Genomic DNA, 22,459 nt, shown 5'->3' with positions numbered 1-22,459 from the left:
CGGGCCCGGACCGGCTTCCCGCCGGTCCTGGACCAGTCCTCGAGAATCAGCCCTTGAGGGTCAGCCCTTGAGCGAGGCCATCCAGGCCTCGACCTCGTCGGAGCGGCGCGGCAGCGCGGCCGAGAGGTTCACGTTGCCGTCCTCGGTGACCAGGATGTCGTCCTCGATGCGGACGCCGATGCCCCGGTACTCCTCCGGCACGGTCAGGTCGTCGGCCTGGAAGTACAGGCCCGGCTCCACGGTCAGGCACATGCCCGGCTCCAGGGAGGCGTCCACGTAGCTCTCGGTGCGGGCGGCCGCGCAGTCGTGGACGTCCATGCCGAGCATGTGGCCCGTGCCGTGCAGGGTCCAGCGGCGCTGCAGGCCGAGCTCCAGGACCTTCTCCACGTCCAGGTCGCCGCACAGGCCCCACTCGACCAGCTTCTCGGCGAGCACGCGCTGGGCGGCGTCGTGGAAGTCGCGGTAGTCGGCGCCCGGCTTCACGGCCGCGATGCCGGCCTCCTGCGCCTCGTACACCGCGTCGTAGATCTTCTTCTGCAGCGGCGAGAAGGTGCCGTTGATCGGCAGGGTGCGGGTCACGTCGGCGGTGTAGAGCTCGGTGGTCTCCACGCCCGCGTCGAGCAGCAGCAGCTCGCCCGAGCGCACGGCGCCGTCGTTGCGCACCCAGTGCAGGGTGGTGGCGTGCGGGCCGGCGGCGCAGATGGAGCCGTAGCCGACGTCGTTGCCCTCCACGCGGGCGCGCAGGAAGAAGGTGCCCTCGATGTAGCGCTCGCTGGTGGCCTCGGCCTTGTCGAGGACCTTGACGACGTCCTCGAAGCCGCGCGCGGTGGCCTCGCAGGCCTTGCGCAGCTCGGCGACCTCGAAGGCGTCCTTGACCAGGCGCGCCTCGGACAGGAAGACCCGCAGCTCCTCGTCGCGCTCGGCGGTGGCCTTGTCGGCCAGGGCCGCCTCGATGCCCGCGTCGTGGCCGCGCACGGCGCGCACCGGGCCGGTGGCCTCGCGCAGCGCGTCGGCGAGCTCGCGCACGTCCTTCGCCGGGATGCCCAGCAGCTGCTCGGCCTCGTCCAGCGAGTGGCGGCGGCCGACCCACAGCTCGCCCTGGCCGTCCAGCCAGAACTCGCCGTTCTCGCGGTTGGAGCGGGGCAGCAGGTAGATCGTCGCCCGGTGTCCCTCGCCCTTGGGCTCCAGCACCAGGACGCCGTCCTCGGACTGGTCGCCGGTGAGGTAGGCGTACTCGGTCGAGGCGCGGAAGGCGTACTCGGTGTCGTTGGAGCGGGTGCGCAGGTTGCCCGCGGGCACGACCAGGCGCTCGCCCGGGAAGCGGGCGGAGAGCGCGGCGCGGCGGGCGGCGGTGTGCCCGGCCTGCGCGATCGGCTCCAGACCGGTGAGCTCGGTGTCGGCCCAGCCCGTCTTCATGTTCTCGGCGAGCTCGTCGGACACGCCCGGGTACAGCCCGTTCTTGCGCTGCTTGATCGGCTGCTCGTCAGTCTCTTCCGGGGTCTCCGGGGTGAGCTCTTCGGCCACGGGTCCGCCTCCTTGTTGGTACGACAGGTACGACACTGAACCCCCTCCATCGTACGGTCGTACGGAAGGGGGCCCAGGGCCGCAGGACCCATTACGCGCTGGTCACGACCGGTCACAGCGGCGCGCGGCCCCGCCCGGGCCCGCAACGGGGCCCGTACGGGGTGCCGCGCGCGGGCTCAGTCGAAGCGGGCCGCGAGCAGGACGACGTCCTCGCCGTCGGCCGCCCGCGGGCCGTCGGGCAGCAGGGTGCGCAGCACGTGGTCGGCGATCGCCCCGGGGTCGCCGCGCTCCTCGCGGGGCACGCCGGCGGCGGCCGCGTGCAGCCGGGCGTACGCGCGGTCCATCGGTTCGCCCGTGCGGCGCAGCAGCCCGTCGGTGTAGAGCAGCACCGTCTCGCCGGGTTCGGGGTAGACGTCCACGCTGGGCGCCTCCCAGCAGGCCAGCATGCCCAGCGGCGCGGACAGGGAGGTCTCGACGAACTCGGTGCGCCGCTCGCCCAGGAGCAGCGGCGGCGCGTGCCCGGCCCCGGCCAGCACGATCTTGTGCTGCGCGGGTTCGGCGTAGCCGAAGAGGGCGGTGGCGGTGCGGGCGGGCTCGGTCAGCCGCAGCAGCAGCTCCAGGTCGGACAGGACGGCGACGGGGTCCTCGCCCTCCATCACCGCGTACGCGCGCAGGCTGGCGCGCAGCCGTCCCATCGCGGCCAGCGCGCTGGGCCCGGAGCCGGAGACGGAGCCGACGGCGAGGCCGAGGGCGGCGTCGGGCAGCGGCAGCGCGTCGTACCAGTGGCCGCCGCCGTGCGGTCCCGCGTGGTGGCGGGCGGCGAGCTGGACGCCGGGGACCCGGGGCAGCCGGCTGGGCAGCAGCTCCTCGGCGACGGTGGCGACGCGGGTGCGGGCCCGCTCCACCTCCAGGACGCGGGCGAGGTGCTCGGTGGCGTACCGGCCGTACAGGCCCACCAGGTGGCGCTGGCGCTCCACCGGTTCGGCGGGTTCGTCGTAGAGCCAGACGGCGGCGCCGAGCCGTCCGGCGTCGCCGGTGGCCAGCGGCACCGCGTAGCTGGCGGCGTAGCCGAGCCGGGCGGCGACCTCCAGCAGGCGCGGGTCGGTGTCGCCGGCGGCGCGCAGGTCGGGGCTGGCGACGGCGCCGGTGTCGCCGGAGGCCCGCTCCAGGAGGCGGCCGAACGAGCTGGCGCTGCGCGGCACGGTCTCCAGGTGGCCGAGGTCGGCGTGGGCGAGGCCGAGTCCGACGGTGACGGCGGGTCCCAGGCCGTCGGCCGGTTCCAGGACGACCATGCCGCGCCGGGCGCCGACCAGGGTGGCCCCGGCGCGCAGCAGTTCGTGCAGGGCGTCGTCGAGGCGGGAGGTGCGGGCGAGCCGTTCGGTGAGCTCGTGCAGGGTGGTGAGGTCGGAGACCCAGCCGGCCAGCCGGTCCTGGATCAGGGCGCCGGGCGGAGGCTCGGCGGACACCTCCGCGAGCGGGGGCGCAGTGTGCGCGGGAAGGGGAACCGCGGCATCGATTCCGGCCACTTTCGGCAGGTGAGGGGCGCTCATGGCAGCCGGCTTTCCGACGGGGCGATTTCTCTCAATAGCATCGCAAACCCCCATGTCATTCATGTCATTCTGCGCCGCTATCAATGCATCCACATGTACACGCACATGTAAGGGGATGTCCAGCATTGTCCTGACGGGAGGCGTGGTGTCCGTGTGGCGTCGATGGGATTCCTAACTTGGCGAAAAATCAACCCCTGTGGCCGTCTTTTGCGATCGACTGGGGCCGCAACAAAGCGGGGTACCTCCGGGGCGGAAGTCGCGGAGGGAGCGTCATTCCGAGCCTGGTGGGTACGTAATCGGTGATGGCCAGGGGCAGTTGGGAACGCCCCGGAACCCGGCGGTGGACCCGGGCGTCTTAACCGCCGAAGGCCGCGCCCCATCCCCGAGTGGCGGGGAAGTCACGCAGTACGGAGCACGAAGCAGGGTGGTACGCACGGGTGGCGTTGAAGCGCCCTGCGCGCGCCACCCCTCGCCACCCGTTTAATGGACTACGACCAGCCCGTGCTCGGCCCCGGCGGTGCTCCCTTGCCGCATGACCAGGTGGCTCAGGCAGTCGCTCATGCCACGGGCAAGGGGCGGATGCGCCGATTTGACGCACAGTGAAGACGCGCACACGTAGTGTGATGTGAACCGCAGCGTTCTCTTCGGTCAACGGAAAGGAACGAGCGCACATGCGCGAGATCCTCGGAAGGCGACGCAGGCTCCGGTTCCGGCGCAGGGGGAAGCCTGCACAGCTCGAGGCGGCACTCACCTGCGCCCTGGACCGGCAGTGGCCCGTGCTTCCCGGCGCGGGACTCACGCCGGCGGGCGGCCGCACCGACCGCGGGCGCGGATGCGCCTGCCCCGATCCCGAGTGCGTCGTACCCGGCGCACACCCCTTCGACCCCGGCCTGCTGGCCGCCACCACCGACGAGCGCATGGTGCGCTGGTGGTGGGGCAACCGGCCGGACGCACCGATCCTGCTGGCCACCGGAGGCCGCGCCCCGTGCGCGGTGAGCCTGCCCGCCGTCGCGGGGGCGCGCGCGCTGGCGGAGCTGGACCGCATGGGAGTGCGGCTCGGCCCGGTGGTCGCGACACCCACCCGGTGGTCGCTGCTGGTCGCTCCGTACGGCCTGGAGCGACTGGGCGAACTGCTGTACGCGAAGGACCACGTGCCGAGCGCGCTGCGCTTCCACGGCGAGGGCGGCTACCTCGTCCTGCCGCCGTCGGTGGCGGGCACCGGCCAGGTGCGCTGGGAGCGGGCGCCGCTCGCGGGCCGGGGCGCGCCCTGGCTGCCCGACGTGGAGGCGGTCGTGGACGCGCTCGTCGACGCGAGCACCGGACTGCCGGACGGCGGAAGCCGGCTGGCGTACTGACGCGACGCGTCGGACGGCACCCAGGGGCCCGGCTCAGTCACTCGTACGGGTGTGAGCTGGGCCCACTTCTGCGGAAATTGGGCGCGCGGCAACGTCAGCGCCTGCAAAGCGTCGATATCTTCGGCCCACCATCAAGAATTCCTCGGCAGTTGGCAGGTGGGTCCCCCATGAATCTCCGCATGATCGGGCTCGGGGCCGTCGTCGTGTTCACCGCCCTGCTGCCGCTCGCGGCCGTCGCCGGCCCCGCCGGGGAGCCCGAGTCAGCCGCACCGGCGGGTGACGCGGCCGACTCCAGGCCCCGCACCGAACCGTCGGACGACGCCGGACTTCTGTCCGGAATTGATGCGTCGGACGACCAGGACGACCCGCGGGGCGACCCGGCGGACGACGCCGTGCCGGACGCGCGCACCACCCGCTGCGGCCCGGAGCTGACGTCCCCCGACGGGGTCGAGGCGCAGACCTGTGTGCTGGCCGAGGGCCGGGACACCTGGGCGCGCACCTACTACCGCAATGCCTCGGGCGAGCCGCTGGACTCCGTGCTGACCCTGATGGGACCCGCCGGGCGCACCGTGCAAGCGCACTGCGAGGTGGCGGTGGAGGACGAGCCGGGGACGTGCGAGACGCCGCGCGAGCGCACGCTGGGGGAGCTCTCCCGGTACGTGGCGGTGGCGGAGTTCGCGCGCACCACGGCGGGCGGGGAGGACGCGGACGAGGCGCCGCTGCTGCTCAGGTCGGGGAGCAATCCTGCTGACCCGGCGGTCAGTTGAGGAAGCCGCTCACGGGGGCGGCGGTCGGAATGATCGATTCCGAGAAATGGAAGGGCCCGATCGCTGGCGACGGGGGATGCACCAGCGACCGGGCTCCTAGAACGGTAACAAGAGATCTGCCGTTCGCAAATTCGATCTCGGGTATTCGGACAGGGATTTGCCTGGCCGCACGGGGAGTTGTGGTGGAAGTCACCGACCGGTCGGGATGGCGGCGACCGTTCGGGACGTCCGGCCCCCCGGCCCGGTGCGGGCCGGGGGCTCCCCGTCCCGTCGTCAGCTGAGGGTCACCTGGCGGTTGGTGAGGCCGCCGCGGGCGCGGCGCTCCTCCGGGCTCAGCGGGGCGTCCGAGGACAGCGCCGACGCGAGGCGCTCGGCGAACTCGGCCGCGGGCTTCTCGCAGTCCTGCGCCCCCATCCCCGTCGGCAGGTCCCACACCGGCACCATCAGGCCGTGGGCCCGGAAGGAGCCGACGAGGCGGGTGCCCTCGCCCAGCGACGAGGTGCCCGCGGCGTGCAGCCGGGCGAGCGCGTCGAGCAGCTTCTCCTCGGCGTGCGGCATGACCCAGCGCAGGTGGTTCTTCTCCGGGGTCTCGCACCAGTAGGCGGCGTCCACGCCGGTGAGCTTCACGGTGGGGATCGCGGCGGCGTTGGCGCGCTCCAGGGAGGCGGTCACCTCGGGGGTGCTCTCCGCGCTCTCCGGGATCCAGAACTCGAAGCCCGAGTGGACCTGCGGCTCGAAGGACGCCTCCGGGTCGAGCAGGTCCTGCAGGCGCGGCCCGTCGGCCGACACGCGCTGGGCCGGGACCGGCGAGCCGGGCTCGGCGGCCAGGGCGCGCTGGAGGGTGTCCGCCAGGTCGCGGCTGAGGTCGCCGCTGGAGGTGTCGTTCTGCACGGCGAGCAGCACCGAGCCGTCGTCGCGGCGCAGCGCGGGCCACGCCATCGGCAGCACGGTCGCCAGCGTCACCGAGGGCACTCCGTCGGGCAGCCCGTCCTTGAGGACGAGCGGCAGCGTCGCGGCCGGGACCAGTTCGCGCAGCGCGACCCAGTCGCACTCGCCGGCCAGGCCCTCGAAGGGGCGCTGGACCAGTTCGGTCACGGCGTGCGCGGCGACCCGGCCGTGGCAGGCCTTGTAGCGGCGCCCCGAGCCGCAGGGGCAGGGTTCGCGGGCGCCGACGACCGGGATCTCTCCGTCGGTGACCTGGGGCTTGGCCTTCGTCTGGGGTCGCTTCTTGGCCATGGTGTGGCTTACTCCCGTTTGCGGCGGTGCGGTGTCGGGCGCGAGCCTAGCCGCAACGGGGCCGCCGGACGGGCGTACCGCTCGGTCCGCACGGGCGTGCGGAACCCCGCTCCAGGTCCGTACGGAAGCTCAGTCCAGGTCGTCGAAGGCGTCCACCAGGTCGAAGGCGGGGCCGGTGACGCGCGTAGCGAAGTCCTCGCGACGGTGCCCGTCCGTGAGCAGCACCCACACCGTGACCTCACCGGCCGCGCTGTCGCGCACGCCCCAGTCCTGGGCGAGGGCGCTGATGATGTTCAGCCCCCGGCCGCCGCGCGCGGTGACCGACGGAGTGGCCGGAACCGGGCGGGTCGGGCCGCCGCCGTCCGTCACCTCGACCGTCAGCCGGCCCGTCTTGTCGACGCGCCACGCCGCCCGGACGTCTCCGTCGCCCACGTCCGCCGCGCCCAGTGGCCTGCCGTGCCGGCAGGCGTTGCTGAGCAGTTCCGACAGGACGAGTACGGCGTCGTCCACGACCGATTCCGGCATGCCGCTGCGGCTGAGCTGCTCCCGCATGCGGTGCCTTGCCTCACCCACGCCCGCAGGGCCATGGGGTACGGCCATGCTCGACGACGTGGGCACCTCCTGTGCCACCACCAACGCCACCCCCGAGACCTCCTTCACCCCACGCCACGGTGTGAATGCCCCAATGGCCTGGACCGGAAACCGGCCAGAGCGCGTGCGGTGACGCACTCGTCACGATCGAATACGGAGCGAACGCGCCGGGGCACACCCTGTGACGGGAGTTACGGACGGCCCAGTTGGGACAGGACCTGTTTGGGGCGGTTGGTGATGATCGCGTCCACTCCGAGCCGTACGCACAGCTCGACGTCCTCCGGCTCGTTCACCGTCCAGACGTGTACCCGGTGGCCCGCGCGGTGCAGCCGTGCGATCCAGCCCGGGTGGCTGCGGACGATCCGGATGGAGGGGCCGGCGATCCGCGCGCCGGCCGGCAGCCGTCCGTCGCGCAGCCGGGGCGTCACGAACTGCATCAGGTAGACGGTGGGAAGCGTGGGGGCCGCCGCCGCGACCCGGTGCAGGGAGCGGGCCGAGAAGCTCATGATGCGTACCGGGGAGTCCGCGGGGGACTCGGGCTCGGCCAGGCCGAACCGCTTCAGGGTGTGCAGCAGCCGCTCCTCCACCTGACCGGCCCACCGGGTGGGGTGCTTGGTCTCGATGGCCAGCTCGATGCGCCGCCCCGCGTCGGAGACCAGCTCCAGGAGCCGCTCCAGGGTCAGTACGGAGGTCAGCTCGGGGTTGCCCCAGTCCGGGCTCTCCGCCGCCTCCTCCCGGCCCTTCCAGGTGCCGAAGTCCAGGGCGGCGAGGTCGGCGAGCTCCAGGGCGGAGACGGCGCCCCGCCCGTTGGAGGTCCGGTTGACGCGGCGGTCGTGGACGCAGACCAGATGGCCGTCGGCCGTCAGGCGTACGTCGCACTCCAGGGCGTCGGCGCCGTCCTCGATGGCCTTCATGTACGCGGCGAGGGTGTGCTCGGGGGCGTCCTCGGAGGCTCCCCGGTGCGCGACGACCTGGATCGGGCGCCGGGCGCTGTGCGGGCGTTGCTGCCGTGCGTGGGTCACCGCGCCATCGTGTCATGCGTCCTGTGGCGGCCGCCCGTTTCATCCCGTAATAAAGACGGGCGGGCAGACGCACAGCTCCCGCTTACAGTGACCTGACGGGCCGTGGGAAAAGCTGAACGTGGACAAGCGGACACCGGAGCGTCATCGGGCACCCACGGGGGGCGTCCGCCGGCGCCCAACGGGTACGCGGTCCGCACGGAACGGCACGGACAGCACGGACAGCACGGAACAGCGACGGAACGTGGACATCGAAAACCGAGGAGAGAGAGCTGTGAGCACCGAGAACGAGGGCCAGGCGGCACCTTCCGCCCCCGGAGCCCCGTCCGCACCCCCCGTGCCGGCCGCCTCTCCCGAGCCCCCGGCCACCGCGCCGCACCACCCGCAGGACCCCACGCCGGAGGCCCCCGCGGACACCCCCGTGCACGCGGCGCCGCCCGCACACGCCCCCGCACCGCCGGCTCCGCCCGCTCCCCCGGCCCACCCCGCCCCGGAAGCGGCCCCGCACCACTCCTCCTCCCCGCAGCACCCCTCCCCGCAGTACCCCGAGCCGGAGGCGGCCCCCTACGCCGCTCCGGCGTCCCACCCCCAGGGCCCGGCGCCGGAGAACCCCACCGCGCCGCTGCCCCACCCGGTCCCCGCCGGGGCCACCGCCGCGCACTCCCACGACGCGGGCGGCTGGCCGCCGCCCCCGCCGGCCCTGCCCGCGTACGGCGGCGGCTCCGGCGGCGGACCCGCCTGGGGCAGCCCCGTACCGGCCCCGGACGCGCCCAAGAAGCGCGGCGGCGGGCTCGTCGCCGCCGTGCTGGCCGCCGCCCTCCTAGCGGGCGGCATCGGCGGAGGCATCGGCTACTGGGCCGCCGAGCGCGGTGACAACGGCTCCTCCACCACCGTCAGCTCGGGCGACTCCCCCTCCGACTTCAAGCGCGAGCCCGGCACGGTCGCGGCCGTCGCCCAGCAGTCGCTCCCCAGCGTCGTCACCATCGAGGCCAAGTCCGGCGGCAGCGGCGGCGAGGGCGGCACGGGCACCGGCTTCGTGTACGACAAGGAAGGCCACATCCTCACCAACAACCACGTGGTGGCCTCCGCGGCCGAGGGCGGCACCCTGACGGCGACCTTCTCCAACGGCAAGAAGTACGACGCCCAGGTGGTCGGCCGGGCCCAGGGCTACGACGTGGCCGTCATCAAGCTGAAGAACGCGCCCTCGGGCCTGAAGCCGCTGGCGCTGGGCAACTCCGAGAAGGTCGCGGTCGGCGACTCGACCATCGCGATCGGCGCGCCCTTCGGCCTGTCCAACACGGTGACCACGGGCATCATCAGCGCCAAGAACCGTCCGGTCGCCTCCGGTGACGGCTCGGGCCGCTCCAACTCGTACATGAGCGCCCTGCAGACCGACGCGTCCATCAACCCGGGCAACTCCGGCGGCCCCCTGCTGAACGCCTCCGGCGCGGTCATCGGCATCAACTCGGCGATCCAGTCGGCCGGCACGGGCGGCATGGGCCAGTCGCAGTCGGGCTCCATCGGCCTGGGCTTCGCCATCCCGATCAACCAGGCGAAGAACGTCGCGGAGCAGCTCATCAAGACCGGCAAGCCGGTCTACCCGGTGATCGGCGCGACGGTGAACATGGCCCAGACGGGCGGCGGCGCCACCATCGCGGAGCAGGCCCAGGGCGGCGGGTCCGCGGTCCCGCCGGACAGCCCGGCGGCCAAGGCCGGCCTGAAGGCGGGCGACACGATCACCAAGTTCGGCGACCGGACGATCGACAGCGGCCCGACGCTGATCAGTGAGATCTGGAACCACAAGCCGGGCGACACGATCAAGGTGACGTACGTGCGCGGCGGCAAGGAGGCCACCACGGACATCACCCTGGGCCAGCGCGACGGCGACAGCTGACCGAGCGGCCCGACGGCTGCCGGAGGGCGGTCGGAGGGTGGTCGAACGCGGCCGAAGGGTTGTCGGAAGGAGGGGGAGCCGGTTCAGGTCCGGCTCCCCCTCCTTCCGTACGCCCTCCGTACGGCCCTCGCGCGGCGCCCTGTTGGCCGGCCGGAGGGCGAAGCCTTCGACCGGAGGGCAAAGCCTTCGGCGGGGGGCCGGGAGCCCGGTAGTCTGTAGCCCGCCCTGCCGAGCAGTGCCCGGGGCGAGGGTGGGTTGCCCGAGCGGCCTAAGGGAACGGTCTTGAAAACCGTCGTGGCAGCGATGTCACCGTGGGTTCAAATCCCACACCCACCGCAGTGCGAAGTGGCCCCCGTGCCGTCCGGAGAGGACGGCACGGGGGCCACTTTCCGTTTCTCTCCCGTTTCTGTTCGTCTCCCGCGGGCGTCTCCCGGGCCGGCGGGTCAGTGGCCCGTCAGGCGGGCGGCCGAGGCGATCGTGGCGCGGGCCTCGCGCGCGGTGAGGCCGGTGCGGACGGCCGCTTCGGTGAGGGCGTCGGCCAGTTCCTCGCCGAGCCCGTTCTCGTACGCGCGGCAAGCCGCCCAGAACAGTCGGGTGTTGCGCTGGCCCTCGTGCGCCGACAGGACGAAGCGGACCAGGCCCTGACCAGGGGGAGCGTGGCCCGCCGAGAGGTGGTGGGGGCGCGCGGGGGGCGCGATCAGGCGCAGGAGCGCCGGGGGGCAGGGGGCGGGGTGCAGGTCGGCCGTGCCGGGGGCCAGCCGGTAGGCCCCGTGGGCGCTCACCGAGCCCGGGCCGACCAGGTACCCGCCCGTGCCGCGCACGTCGATGCCGGGGGCGAGCCGGCCCGCCGAGTTGGGCACCACGACCTCCGGTGGACCCGTCAGCCACAGATGTCGGCCACCGCTGGGGGTCAGCACGGTCACGGTGTCGGGAATCGTGAACAGGTGCCGGAGCGCGAGGTGCTGGAGTGCCGCCAGGGAGTCGGACGGGCCCTTCACGTCGAGGTCGATGCCGATCAGGCGGTGGGGCGGACGGCCGCAGGCGATCCCGTAACCGGTGGCCCAGGGGGCGGCGGCGAACAGGGCGCGGACGGCCTTCGGGTCGGCCGTGGCGTCGTGCACCCCGTGTCCCGGGCGGCCGCACTCGCCGTGGCAGGCGACCGGCTCCGGTTCGTCGCGGTGCGGTGAGGGCAGGGCGGGGAGCTTGTTCGGGGACAGCGGGATGACGGGGAGCCCGCGCTCCGCCGCGGTCAGGGCGTGGGCGAGGGCGAGCGTGGCGGAGTGCCGGTCGGGGGCGGGCATGCCTCCATGTTCGTACGAGTGTTCGAAAAAGGGAAGGGTGAATCCGGTCTTCACGGGGCCGAAAGAGTGACCCGAACGGCAGGGGAGATTGGCCGAAAATGTGCCGAAACGCTTCCTCTCTTGTGGGACAAGGGGCCTGGTCCGGGGCGTGTGGAGCGGACGGGGGCGGATGGGTGATTTGGGGGCGTGAAGCGGGTTTATCGACATGTCCTCACGCTTCAGGGGGAAACGGGCGGTGTGGAGTGGTTCGACGGGGATTCGGTGGGCAACTCTGGTCTCGCGACGTTGCGAACGAACGAAACGAGCGAACGCCTGGGTGGTCGGCCAACTGCCCCGGAAGAAGCCGTACTTCTGATTTCGGTGTACCTCGGAGTGCACCACCCGTTCCTGGAGGAATAGACATGGCAAGCATCCGTACCGCCCGCGCCCTGGCCGCTGTTGCCGCCCTGCCCCTGGCCGCCGCCCTCTTCGGTGGTGTCGCGCAGGCCGACAACGGCGGCTTCGCGGACGACGGATCCAACGCGGTCGTCGCCTCGGTCGTCGGCAGCGGTGTCGGTCACGACAACAACGGCAACTCGTCCACCACGCAGCAGGTGGCGAACGGTGCCGGCGCGACCAACCAGAGCAACACCGCGAACGTGAACGGCTCCGGCTTCACGTCGATCGACCAGGCCAACGCCACGGTGAGCTTCACCAACCTCTGGTAGGACCCTGCCCGATACGGGGGCCCTGTCTCGGGGTGGACAGGGAACGGGAGAACGGCCTGACAGGTGAACAACGGCCCGCGCGACGGCACTTCGGTGCCGTTCGTGCGGGCCGTTCCGTCGTTCCCGGGGGTTCCGGCGGACCTGGGCGGCCGGTGCGGTCCGTGCGGCGGGCGACCTTGACTCGGCAACGGATCTGACGGACAGTCAGAAACCGTCCTTCACGAGTCGTTCCGCGTACGGGAGGCAGCCGCCGTGCACCTCGCCCCGACCGAGCGGCAGCTGCGGCTGCGCGCCGAACTCCGCTCGTACTTCAGCAAGGTGATGCCCGGAGGACCGCCGCCACCGGAGGGCGCGGACCCCGGCGCCGTCGCCGCGCAGCGCCGGCTGCTGCGCCGCATCGGCGCCGACGGGATGCTCGGCCTCGGCTGGCCCGTCGAGTACGGGGGCCAGGGGCGCGGGCCCGACGAGCAGTTCGTCTTCTTCGACGAGGCCTACCGGGCGGGCGCGCCCGTCTCGATGGTCACGCTGAACACGGTCGGCCCGACGCTGATGAAGTACGGGACCGAGGAGCAGAAGGCCTACTTCCTGCCGCGCATCCTCAGCGGCGAGCTCGTCTTCGCGATCGGCTACAGCGAACCCGACGCGGGCACCGACCTGGCCTCGCTGCGCACCCGCGCCGTCCGCGACGCGGACTCGGGCGACTGGCTGATCGACGGGCAGAAGGTCTTCACCTCCAACGCCCAGAACGCCGACTGGATCTGGCTCGCCTGCCGCACCGACCCCGAGGCGCCCAAGCACCGGGGCATCTCGATCGTCCTGGTGCCCACCGACGCGCCCGGCTTCTCCTGGACCCCGATCCGCACTGTGGGCGGGCTGACCACCACGGCGACCTACTACGACGGGATCCGCGTCCCGGCCGGGAACCTGGTCGGCGAGGAGAACGGCGGCTGGGGGCTGATCACCAACCAGCTCAACCACGAGCGGGTGGCGCTGGCCGCGATCGGGATGCAGGCCGAGGACTTCTACCAGGCCGCCCTCACCCACGCCCGTACGCCCGATCCGGTGAACGGGCGGCGCCGCATTGACGAGCCGTGGGTGCGTTCCCGGCTGGCCGAGGCGCATGCCCGGCTGGCGGCGACACGCCTGCTCAACTGGCGTCTGGTGGGGGACGTGGGAGCGGGCCGGCTGGCCCCGGGGGACGCGAGCGGCGTGAAGTTCGCGGGAACCGAATCGGCGGTCGAGGTGTATCGAATGTGCCAGGAAGTCACCGGGGACGCCGGACTGGTCCGGTCGGGGTCCCCGGGGGCCTTCGGCGACGGGGAGCTGGAGCGGATGAACCGCGCGGCCCAGATCAACACCTTCGGGGGCGGGGTGAGCGAGGTGCAGAGGGAGATCGTCGCGACGATGCGGCTCGGGATGACGAGCGTGAAGAGGAGGCGGGGATGAGCGGGGAGGCGGGGCCGGGCCAGGGGCCGGGCGGGGTGCTCGGGGCGAGCGGGGAGCCGGGGCCGGGCGAGGTGCCCGGCGGGGTGCCCGGAGCGAGCGGGGAGGCAGGGCCGGGCGAGGTGCCCGGGGCCACCCGGGAGCCGGGGACGGGCCGGAAGCCCGGGACGAGCCGGGAGCCGGGGACGGACGGAGAGCCGGGGACGGGCCGGGAGCGGGGCGGGTTCGAGGAGCGGCTCAGGGCGTTCGAGGGCCGGGAGCTGATGGCGGGCGGGACCGGCCGGGACCCGGTCAACGCCCCGATGATCCGGCACTGGTGCGAGGCGATGGGCGACACCAACCCCGCCTACCGGGGGCCGGACGCCATCGCGCCGCCCACCATGCTCCAGGCCTGGACGATGGGCGGCCTCGCGGGCAACGACGGACGCTCGCCGGCGCACGACGAGCTGTTCGCGCTGCTGGACGGCGAGGGGTTCACCTCGGTGGTCGCCACCGACTGCGAGCAGGAGTACCTGCGCCCGCTGCGGCCCGGCGACGAGGTCACCTTCGACGCCCGGGTGGAGTCGGTCTCGGCGCGCAAGACGACCAAGCTCGGCACCGGGCACTTCATCACCACGCGGATGGACGTCCGGGTCGGCGGCGAGCTCGCCGGGACGCACCGCTTCCGCATCCTCAAGTACGCGCCCGCGAAGCCCGGGGGCGGTGCGCGGCCCCCGGCCGCCGCGCCCCGGCGGCCCAGGCCGGTGGTCAACCGGGACAACGCGGGGTTCTGGGAGGGCGTGGCCGCGCACCGGCTGCTGATCCAGCGGTGCGAGCGGTGCGCGACGCTCCGCTTCCCGTGGCTCCCGGGGTGCAACGCGTGCGGGGGCGACGCCTGGGACACGGTCGAGGCGTGCGGGGACGGCACCGTCTACTCGTACGTGGTGATGCACCACCCGCCCTTCCCCGCCTTCGACCCGCCCTACGCGGTGGGGCTGGTGGAGCTGGCGGAGGGCGTGCGGATCGTCGCCGGGGTGGTGGGCGTGCCCTACGACAAGGTGCGGATCGGGATGCCGGTGCGGCTGGAGTTCCTCCGGGTGGACGACGAGTTCGACCTGCCGGTGTTCAACGCGGGCGTGGGGAGCGGTGGCTGATGGACTTCACGCCCACGGACGAGCAGCAGGCGGTACGGGAGCTGGCCGCGCGGATCTTCGGCGACCTGGCCGTGCCGGAGCGGCTCGCGGCGGCCGGCACGGGCTGCGACGCCGAGCTGTGGAAGGCGCTGTGCGGGGCGGGCCTGCCCGCGGCGGTCGAGGAGACCGGGCTGGTCGGCCTGGTGCTGGCCCTGGAGGAGCAGGGGCGCACCACGGCGCAGACGCCGTTCGCGGTGACCTGTGCCTACGGGGTCCTGGCGGTGGCCCGGCACGGGACGGACGAGCAGCGGGAGCGGCTGCTGCCCGGGCTGCGCGCGGGGTCGGCGGTGATGACGGGGGCCTTCCCGGCCGGTGGCGTACGGGCGTCACAGGGCCCCGGCCCCGGGCGCGGGCTGCTGACCGGGACCGTGGCGGTGGTGCCCTGGCTGCGGGAGGCGGAGCTGGTGCTGGTGGCCGACGAGGACCGGGCCCTGTGGGTGGTGCGGGCCGGGGACGCGCGGGTGGAGCCGGTGGAGACGACGGCGCCCTGGGCGGCCGGGCGGCTGGTCCTCGACGAGGCGCCGGGCGAGCGGCTCGGCGGCGCGGGGGCGTACGGGGACGTGCTGGGCCTGGCCCGTACCGCGTTCGCCGGGCTCCAGGCCGGGGTGTGCGCCGGGTCGCTGGCCCGCGCGGTGGAGCACACCACGACCCGGGAGCAGTTCGGGCGCCCGCTCGCCACCAACCAGGGCGTCCAGCTGCGGGCGGCCGACGCCCACATGGACACCGAGGCCGTCCGGGTCACGGCCTACGAGGCGGCCTGGCGGTACGACGAGGGCCTGCCCGCCGCCCCGCACGCGCTGACGGCCGCGTGGTGGGCGGCCGAGGCGGGGACGCGCGTGGTGCACGCGGGCCAGCACCTGCACGGCGGCCTGGGCGCCGACCTGGACCACCCGGTCCACCGGCACTTCCTGTGGGGCCGTCAGCTGGCCGCGTACCTCGGCTGCGGCGGCGAGCTGCTGGCCGAACTGGGCGACGCGCTCGCCGGGCCGGACGACGCGGCGGAGGGACCGAGGAGCGACCAGCAGGGGCCCGAACGGCAGCGGACCGGGCCACCGGACGCCGAACGGCAGGGGCCCGGACGGCAGAAGACCGAGCAGCAGAAGGAGGCACGGGCATGAAGGCCGGGGACGCGTTGCCGCCGCTTCGGATCCCGATCACCCGCACCCTGATCGTCGCGGGGGCCGTGGCCTCCCGCGACTACCAGGACGTGCACCACGACGCCGAGCTGGCCAGGGAGAAGGGCTCCCCGGACGTCTTCATGAACATCCTGACCACCAACGGCCTGGTCGGGCGGTACGTGACCGACTGCCTCGGCCCCGCCACCGTGCTGCGCCGGGTGGCCATCCGGCTCGGCGCGCCCAACTACCCGGGGGACACCATGACGCTGACCGGCACGGTCCTCTCCCGGGACGGGGCCGACGCCGAGATCCGCGTGGTGGGGGCCAACGGCCTGGGCCACCACGTCACGGGCACGGTCGCGGTGACGCTCGGCGAAGGGGGCGCGGCATGAGCGTGCGGCGGGCCGACGGCCTGGGCGGGCGGGCGGCGATCGTGGGCATCGGCGCCACCGAGTTCTCCAAGGACTCCGGGCGCAGCGAGCTGAAGCTGGCGGTGGAGGCGGTGCACGCGGCGCTCGACGACGCCGGGCTCACCCCGGCCGACGTCGACGGCCTGGTCACCTTCACCATGGACACCAGCCCCGAGATCACCGTCGCCCAGGCGGCCGGGATGGGCGAGCTCTCCTTCTTCTCCCGCGTCCACTACGGCGGCGGAGCGGCCTGCGCCACGGTCCAGCAGGCGGCCCTGGCGGTCGCCTCGGGGGTGGCGGACGTCGTCGTCTGCTACCGGGCGTTCAACGAGCGCTCCGGGCGCCGCTTCGGGTCCGGGGTGCAGCACCGGGAGGCCTCGGCGGAGGGCGCGGCGCTGGGCTGGAACCTGCCGGCGGGGCTGCTCACGCCCGCCTCCTGGGTGGCCATGGCGGCGCAGCGCTACCTGCACGCGTACGGGCTGGCGCCCGAGGTGTTCGGGCACGTGGCGGTGGTGGACCGGCGGCACGCGGCGACGAACCCGGCGGCGTACTTCCACGGCAAGCCGATCACCCTGGAGGAGCACGCCGCCTCCCGGTGGATCGTGGAGCCGCTGCGGCTCCTGGACTGCTGCCAGGAGACCGACGGCGGCCAGGCGCTGGTGGTGACCAGCACCGAGCGGGCCAGGGACCTGCGCAGGCCGCCGGCCGTGGTGGTCGCCGCCGCCCAGGGCGCGGGCCGGGCGCAGGAGCAGATGACCAGCTTCTACCGGGACGACCTGACGGGGCTGCCCGAGATGGGGGTGGTGGCCCGGCAGCTGTGGCGGACCTCGGGGCTGCGGCCCGCCGACATCGACGTGGGCATCCTCTACGACCACTTCACCCCGTTCGTACTGATGCAGCTGGAGGAGTTCGGCTTCTGCGGGCCCGGCGAGGCGGCGGACTTCGTGGCGGCGGACGCGCTCCCGCTGAACACGCACGGGGGCCAGCTGGGCGAGGCGTACCTGCACGGGATGAACGGGATCGCGGAGGCCGTCCGCCAGCTGCGGGGCAGCGCGGTGAACCAGATACCCGGGGCGGCCCGGACGCTGGTCACGGCGGGCACCGGGGTTCCCACGTCCGGACTGATCCTGGGCACGGACGGCTGAGCGCGGGGGCCGAGCGGTGGCCGGTGCGGCCCGGCCGCCGTTCACTTCGCCCCATGCCCCCTGTGGATGTGACGCACCGCCAGACGCCCGGAACGACCCGCCGGATGCCCGGAGCGGACCGCCGCGCGCCCGGGACGAGCCGGCCCGGGCGCGCCGGGGTCCGCCTGCTGGCCCCCGTGCTCGCGCTCGCCGCGCTGTGCGGGTTCCTGCTCCCGGCCCCGGCGGCCCGCGCGGAGGAGGACCCGGCCGCGCGGGGACTCCGGGGCCAGGCCGCCGGGAGGTTCACGGGGTGGGCGTTCGAGACCTGTGTGGCGCCGCCGCTGGAGACGATGCGGGCCTGGCGGGCCTCCCCGTACCGGGCCGTCGGGATCTACTACGCGGGCCGGGGCAGGGGCTGTCCGCGCCAGCCGCACCTGCGCCGGAGCTGGGTGCGCGAGGTGCACCGGATGGGGTGGCGGCTGCTGCCGGTGTTCGTCGGGTCCCAGTCGCCGTGCGTGCTGGCCGAGCACAAGCGGGACAAGCGGATGGGCCGCAGGCCGGCGGTGACCGGCCGGCACGAGGCGCGCCAGGCGGTGGTGCGGGCCCGGGCCCTGGGCATCCTGCGGGGCAGCCCGCTCTACCTGGACGTGGAGGCGTACCGGCTGAGCGACACCGGGTGCGCCCGGGCCACCCTGACGTACGTGCGCGCCTGGAACAGGGAGGTGCGCCGGATGGGCTTCGTACCCGGCTTCTACAGCAGCGCCGAGTCCGGGGTGCGGCACATGGAGCGGGCGCGCCGGGCCGGGGTGGGCGACCTGCCGGAGGTGATGTGGTTCGCCCGCTGGCACACCAGGCCGTCGCTGTACGGTGAGCCGGAGCTGCACCCGGGCGCCTGGCGGCCGGGCCGACGCATCCACCAGTACGCGGGCAACGTGGCGGAGACCCACGGCGGCCACCGGCTGCTGATCGACCGCAACCGGATGGACGCCCCGGTGGCCCGCGTCCGCCCCTGACCCGGCCCCCGACCCTGACCCCCGGTACCGGGCACCTCCACCTGAAGGAGGTCCGGGTGTCCCCACCCCTACAACCTGAGGGGGATCCGGTTTCGGGACCTGGGGCCGATCCACGGCGCCGGGGCCGCTCCTAGCGTGGAGCCATGACCACGCCCGTCTGCACCAGCGCCTCGAGCAAGGCAGCCACGGTTGCCCACGGATACCCGTCGTTCTCGTCGTACGTACGGGCGCGGGGGCCCGTACTGCTGCGCACCGCCCGGTCGCTGACCGCGAACCCGAGCGACGCGGAGGACCTGTTGCAGACCGCCCTCGCCAAGACGTACGTCGCCTGGGAGCGGATAGAGGACCACCGCGCCCTGGACGGCTACGTGCGGCGCGCGCTGCTGAACACGCGCACCTCGCAGTGGCGCAAGCGCAAGGTCGACGAGTTCTGCTGCGAGGAGCTGCCCGAGCCGCCGGGGCTGCCCGAGCCCGACCCGGCGGAGCAGCAGGTGCTGCGCGACGCGATGTGGCGGGCGATCACCAAGCTGCCCGAACGGCAGCGCGCGATGGTCGTCCTGAGGTACTACGAGGACCTGAGCGAGGCCCAGACGGCCGAGGTGCTCGGGGTGTCCGTCGGCACGGTCAAGAGCGCCGTCTCGCGCGCCCTCGGCAAGCTCCGCGAGGACCCGGAGCTGACCCCGGTCCGCTGACGGACGGGCACGGAACCGCCCCTCCACCGCCCCCTCCGCGGCCCCCCACCGACCCCTCCACCGCCCCCCCTCCGCGGCCCTCCACCGACCCCTCCACCGCCCCCCCTCCGCGGCCCTCCACCGACCCCTCCACGCCCTCTCCCCGGCGCCCTCCACCGCCCCTTCCCGCGCCCCCTCCACCGCGTCCCGTCCACCCGACCCGTTCAACCGTGCCAGTGATCGCTGGGAGTTTTCGTACTCCTGGGTAGTGACTTACCTCCCGTAGTGCGCGCAGAATCGCCACCACCTTTACCGCACCTTTGCGAGCGCCCACCGGGAGGACGCCGTGCTCAGCACCATGCAGGACGTACCGCTGACCGTCACCCGCATCCTGCGCCACGGGATGACCATCCACGGGAAGTCGGTGATCACCACCTGGACCGGTGGCGCCGAGCCGCACCGCCGCACCTTCGCGGAGGCCGGCACCCGCGCCACCCAGCTGGCGAACGCCCTGCGCGACGAACTCGGCGTCACCGGCGACCAGCGGGTCGCCACGCTGATGTGGAACAACGCCGAGCACGTCGAGGCCTACCTCGCCGTGCCGTCCATGGGCGCCGTCCTGCACACCCTCAACCTCCGCCTGCCCCCGGAGCAGCTGGCCTGGATCGCCAACCACGCCGCCGACCGGGTCGTCATCGTCAACGGCTCGCTGCTGCCGCTGCTCGCGCCGCTGCTGCCGCACCTGCCCACGGTCGAGCACGTGGTGGTCAGCGGCCCCGGCGACCGCTCGCTGCTGGACGGCGTCGCGCCGCGCGTGCACGAGTACGAGGAGCTGATCGCGGGCCGTCCGGAGCACTACGACTGGCCGGAGCTCGACGAGCGGGCGGCCGCCGCCATGTGCTACACCTCCGGCACCACCGGCGACCCCAAGGGCGTCGTCTACTCGCACCGTTCGGTCTACCTGCACTGCATGCAGGTCAACATGACCGAGTCGATGGGCCTGACCGACCGGGACACCAGCCTGGTGGTGGTCCCGCAGTTCCACGTACTGGCGTGGGGGCTCGCGCACGCCACGTTCATGTCCGGCGTGAACATGCTGATGCCGGACCGCTTCCTGCAGCCCGCCCCGCTCGCCGAGATGATCGAGCGCGAGCGGCCGACCCACGCCGCCGCCGTGCCCACCATCTGGCAGGGCCTGCTCGCCGAGGTCACGGCGAACCCGCGCGACCTCTCCTCGATGGCCAACGTGACCATCGGCGGCGCCGCCTGCCCGCCCGCGCTGATGGAGGCGTACGACCGGCTCGGCGTCCGGCTCTGCCACGCCTGGGGCATGACCGAGACGTCCCCGCTGGGCACCATGGCGCACCCGCCGGCCGGCCTGGGCGCCGAGGAGCAGTGGTCCTACCGGATCACCCAGGGCCGCTTCCCGGCGAGCGTGGAGGCCCGTCTGGTGGGCCCGGACGGGGACGTGCTGCCCTGGGACGGGGAGTCGGCGGGCGAGCTGGAGGTGCGCGGGCCGTGGATCGCGGGCGCGTACTACGGCGGCGCGGACGGCGAACCGCTGCGCCCCGAGGACAAGTTCAGCGCGGACGGCTGGCTGAAGACGGGTGACGTGGGCGTGATCAGCGCCGACGGCTACCTGACCCTCACCGACCGGGCCAAGGACGTCATCAAGTCCGGCGGCGAGTGGATCTCCAGCGTGGAGCTGGAGAACGCGCTGATGGCGCACCCGGACGTGGCCGAGGCGGCGGTCGTCGCGGTGCCGGACGAGAAGTGGGGCGAGCGCCCGCTGGCGACGGTGGTGCTGCGCGAGGGCGCCACGGCGGACTTCGCGGTGCTCAAGGCGTTCCTGGCGGAGTCGATCGCCAAGTGGCAGCTGCCGGAGCGCTGGACGGTGCTGGAGGCGGTGCCGAAGACCAGCGTCGGCAAGTTCGACAAGAAGGTGCTGCGCAGGCGGTACGCGGACGGGGAGCTGACCGTCTCCGAACTCAACTGACCGGGCGTACGTCACCGACCCGCGCCTACGTCACTGACCCGCGCCTACGTCAGTCCAGGGCCCCGCCGTCCCCCGGCGGGGCCCCACGCGCTCCGGCGGGGCCCCACGCGTCAGTTGGTGCCTATCTTCGCCAGCAGGTCCACGATCCGGGTCTGCACCTCCGCGCTCGTGGAGCGCTCGGCGAGGAACAGCACGGTCTCGCCCGAGGAGAGCCCGGGCAGCTCGGCCTGGTCGAGCTCGGCGGAGGTGTAGACGACCAGCGGGGTGCGGTTCAGCTGCCCGTTGGCGCGCAGCCAGTCGATGATCCCGGCCCGGCGGCGGCGCACCTGCATCAGGTCCATCACCACCAGGTTCGGCCGCACCTGCTGGGCCGTGGCGACCGCGTCGGCGTCGGTGGCGGCCCGCGCCACCTGCATCCCGCGCCGCTCCAGCGTCGCGGTGAGCGCCGTGGCGATCTCCTCCTGCTCCTCGATCAGCAGGACCCGCGAGGGGTGCTGCTCGCTGTCGCGCGGGGCGAGGGCCTTCAGGAGCACGGCGGGGTCGGCGCCGTACGCCGCCTCGCGGGTGGCCTGGCCCAGACCGGCCGCGAGCAGCACCGGCACCTCGGCCGCGACGGCGGCCTGGCGCAGCGACTGCAGGGCGGTGCGGGTGATCGGCCCGGTCAGCGGGTCCACGAACAGCGCGGCGGGGAAGGCCGCGATCTGCGCGTCCACCTCCTCGCGCGAGTGCACGATCACCGGGCGGTAGCCGCGGTCGCTGAGGGCCTGCTGGGTGGAGACGTCGGGCGCGGGCCACACCAGGAGGCGGCGCGGGTTGTCCAGCGGCTCGGGGGGCAGCTCGTCGTCGACCGGCTGCGGGGCGGGCTTGTTGGCGACCTCGACGGCGCCGCCGGGCCCGTCCAGCGGTTCGGGGCCCTCGGCCGCGTCCTCGTCGGGGGCGCCGATGGCGTAGGCGCGGCCCTCGGACTGCGCGGCGAGCCGCTGCTGCGGCGGGGTGCCCGGCTGCGGGTGTGGCCGGGCCGGGGTCTCGGCGGCGGGCGCGGCGGCCCGCTCGGCGTCGCTGGGGTTGCCCAGCTTGCGGCGCCGCCCGGAGGGCTGGGCCATCTGCTGGGCGAACGGCACGCCCTGCCCCAGGGTGCGCACGCTGAACGCCCGGCCCTGGGTGGAGTCGGGATCGGGCTCGGCGGTCGCGTCGGCCCTGGCCGCGTCGGCCCGCTCGGCGGGCAGCGGCTGGTGCGGCACGGGAGCCTCGGCCGGCAGCGGTACGGAACCGGTGTCGCCGTCCCGCGCCACCGCGCCCCGCTCCTCCTCCGGGTCCGGGTCGGGACCGGTCGCGGGGGCGTCCTCGCGGCGGGCCCGGCGGCGCCCGGTCGGGGCCTGCACGGGGTGCGGCTGCGGGGGCGTGTGGTCGTCCAGGTGGTCGCCGGACCCGGTGCGCGCGGAGTCGTGGCGGCCCTCGTCCCCGGCGTCCGGCGCCACGGCCGGGGCGGGCACGGGGGCGACGACGCCCGGAGCTGCGGCGGGAGCCGGTGCGGGAGCGCCGGCCGGGACCGTGGCGGGCACGGGGAC

General features: G+C 74.1%; 19 protein-coding genes and 1 tRNA gene. 13 read left to right on the top strand and 7 right to left on the bottom strand.

Annotated features, from left to right (window positions below):
- Window positions 1-60 precede the first annotated feature (60 nt).
- A complete protein-coding gene (locus ABT160_RS08265) occupies window positions 61-1,524 on the bottom strand; it encodes an aminopeptidase P family protein (RefSeq protein WP_351645116.1) in 1,464 nt (487 codons plus the stop codon).
- A gap of 176 nt (window positions 1,525-1,700) precedes the next feature.
- A complete protein-coding gene (locus ABT160_RS08260) occupies window positions 1,701-3,200 on the bottom strand; it encodes a PP2C family protein-serine/threonine phosphatase (RefSeq protein ID WP_351645114.1) in 1,500 nt (499 codons plus the stop codon).
- Between the two features lie 545 nt (window positions 3,201-3,745).
- Here ABT160_RS08260 and ABT160_RS08255 point away from each other — a divergent pair.
- Both ABT160_RS08255 and ABT160_RS08250 read left to right on the top strand, forming a co-directional pair.
- Window positions 3,746-4,429: a bifunctional DNA primase/polymerase gene (locus tag ABT160_RS08255; RefSeq protein WP_351645112.1), complete on the top strand. Its 684-nt coding sequence runs from the start codon at window positions 3,746-3,748 to the stop codon at window positions 4,427-4,429.
- 167 nt (window positions 4,430-4,596) lie between these two features.
- Entirely contained in the window at window positions 4,597-5,196 is a 600-nt protein-coding gene (locus tag ABT160_RS08250; RefSeq protein ID WP_351645110.1) for a hypothetical protein, read from the top strand.
- Between the two features lie 273 nt (window positions 5,197-5,469).
- Here ABT160_RS08250 and ABT160_RS08245 read toward each other — a convergent pair whose 3' ends face one another.
- The 3 genes from ABT160_RS08245 to ABT160_RS08235 all read right to left on the bottom strand — a co-directional run bounded on the left by ABT160_RS08245 (window position 5,470) and on the right by ABT160_RS08235 (window position 8,045).
- Window positions 5,470-6,432: a DUF5926 family protein gene (locus ABT160_RS08245; protein ID WP_351645107.1), complete on the bottom strand. Its 963-nt coding sequence runs from the start codon at window positions 6,430-6,432 to the stop codon at window positions 5,470-5,472.
- Between the two features lie 129 nt (window positions 6,433-6,561).
- Window positions 6,562-7,161, bottom strand: coding sequence for an ATP-binding protein (locus tag ABT160_RS08240; protein ID WP_351645104.1), 600 nt, complete (start codon window positions 7,159-7,161; stop codon window positions 6,562-6,564).
- Between the two features lie 53 nt (window positions 7,162-7,214).
- A complete protein-coding gene (locus ABT160_RS08235; protein ID WP_351645101.1) occupies window positions 7,215-8,045 on the bottom strand; it encodes a glycerophosphodiester phosphodiesterase in 831 nt (276 codons plus the stop codon).
- A 271-nt stretch (window positions 8,046-8,316) separates the two neighbouring features.
- On the opposite strand from ABT160_RS08235, the gene ABT160_RS08230 reads away from it, so the two are divergent.
- Together ABT160_RS08230 and ABT160_RS08225 are read left to right on the top strand one after the other, a co-directional pair.
- Window positions 8,317-9,936 (top strand): S1C family serine protease, encoded by a 1,620-nt coding sequence (locus ABT160_RS08230; RefSeq protein WP_351645099.1) that lies wholly within the window; start codon window positions 8,317-8,319, stop codon window positions 9,934-9,936.
- Window positions 9,937-10,185: 249 nt separating this feature from the next.
- Window positions 10,186-10,272, top strand: a tRNA-Ser gene (locus ABT160_RS08225).
- A 107-nt stretch (window positions 10,273-10,379) separates the two neighbouring features.
- On the opposite strand, the gene ABT160_RS08220 is transcribed toward ABT160_RS08225, so the two are convergent.
- Window positions 10,380-11,237 carry a bifunctional DNA primase/polymerase gene (locus ABT160_RS08220; RefSeq protein ID WP_351645096.1) on the bottom strand — a complete coding sequence of 286 codons (858 nt, stop codon included), beginning with the start codon at window positions 11,235-11,237 and terminating at the stop codon, window positions 10,380-10,382.
- Window positions 11,238-11,638: 401 nt separating this feature from the next.
- Between ABT160_RS08220 and ABT160_RS08215 the strand changes: the two genes are divergently transcribed.
- From ABT160_RS08215 to ABT160_RS08175, 9 genes are all read left to right on the top strand, one after another.
- Window positions 11,639-11,944 (top strand): hypothetical protein, encoded by a 306-nt coding sequence (locus tag ABT160_RS08215; RefSeq protein ID WP_351645093.1) that lies wholly within the window; start codon window positions 11,639-11,641, stop codon window positions 11,942-11,944.
- 252 nt (window positions 11,945-12,196) lie between these two features.
- Window positions 12,197-13,390 carry an acyl-CoA dehydrogenase family protein gene (locus ABT160_RS08210; RefSeq protein ID WP_351645090.1) on the top strand — a complete coding sequence of 398 codons (1,194 nt, stop codon included), beginning with the start codon at window positions 12,197-12,199 and terminating at the stop codon, window positions 13,388-13,390.
- A 260-nt stretch (window positions 13,391-13,650) separates the two neighbouring features.
- Window positions 13,651-14,520 carry a bifunctional MaoC family dehydratase N-terminal/OB-fold nucleic acid binding domain-containing protein gene (locus ABT160_RS08205; protein WP_351645463.1) on the top strand — a complete coding sequence of 290 codons (870 nt, stop codon included), beginning with the start codon at window positions 13,651-13,653 and terminating at the stop codon, window positions 14,518-14,520.
- The gene (locus ABT160_RS08200; RefSeq protein WP_351645087.1) at window positions 14,520-15,677 is read left to right on the top strand and encodes an acyl-CoA dehydrogenase family protein; all 1,158 of its coding nucleotides are present in this window, start codon (window positions 14,520-14,522) and stop codon (window positions 15,675-15,677) included. The genes ABT160_RS08205 and ABT160_RS08200 overlap by 1 nt, the downstream gene beginning before the upstream one ends.
- Window positions 15,674-16,069, top strand: a complete 396-nt coding sequence (locus ABT160_RS08195; protein WP_351645084.1) for a MaoC family dehydratase — start codon at window positions 15,674-15,676, stop codon at window positions 16,067-16,069. Before ABT160_RS08200 ends, ABT160_RS08195 begins: the two co-directional genes overlap by 4 nt.
- Window positions 16,066-17,232, top strand: coding sequence for a lipid-transfer protein (locus ABT160_RS08190; RefSeq protein WP_351645081.1), 1,167 nt, complete (start codon window positions 16,066-16,068; stop codon window positions 17,230-17,232). Before ABT160_RS08195 ends, ABT160_RS08190 begins: the two co-directional genes overlap by 4 nt.
- Window positions 17,233-17,285: 53 nt before the next feature.
- Complete coding sequence (locus tag ABT160_RS08185) at window positions 17,286-18,224, top strand: DUF1906 domain-containing protein (RefSeq protein ID WP_351645079.1); 939 nt, start codon at window positions 17,286-17,288, stop codon at window positions 18,222-18,224.
- Between the two features lie 143 nt (window positions 18,225-18,367).
- On the top strand, window positions 18,368-18,916 hold the full coding sequence (locus tag ABT160_RS08180) for a SigE family RNA polymerase sigma factor (RefSeq protein ID WP_351645076.1): 549 nt from the start codon (window positions 18,368-18,370) through the stop codon (window positions 18,914-18,916).
- A 325-nt stretch (window positions 18,917-19,241) separates the two neighbouring features.
- The gene (locus ABT160_RS08175; protein ID WP_351645074.1) at window positions 19,242-20,891 is read left to right on the top strand and encodes a long-chain fatty acid--CoA ligase; all 1,650 of its coding nucleotides are present in this window, start codon (window positions 19,242-19,244) and stop codon (window positions 20,889-20,891) included.
- A 110-nt stretch (window positions 20,892-21,001) separates the two neighbouring features.
- On the opposite strand, the gene ABT160_RS08170 is transcribed toward ABT160_RS08175, so the two are convergent.
- On the bottom strand, window positions 21,002-22,459 hold a 1,458-nt coding region (locus ABT160_RS08170), incomplete at its 5' end, for a response regulator (protein ID WP_502984181.1).

Source organism: Streptomyces sp. NPDC001941 (assembly GCF_040296945.1).
GTDB lineage: Bacteria > Actinomycetota > Actinomycetes > Streptomycetales > Streptomycetaceae > Streptomyces.
Note: the sequence above shows the minus strand (reverse complement) of the source record. Positions and strands in the feature narration are given on the sequence as shown.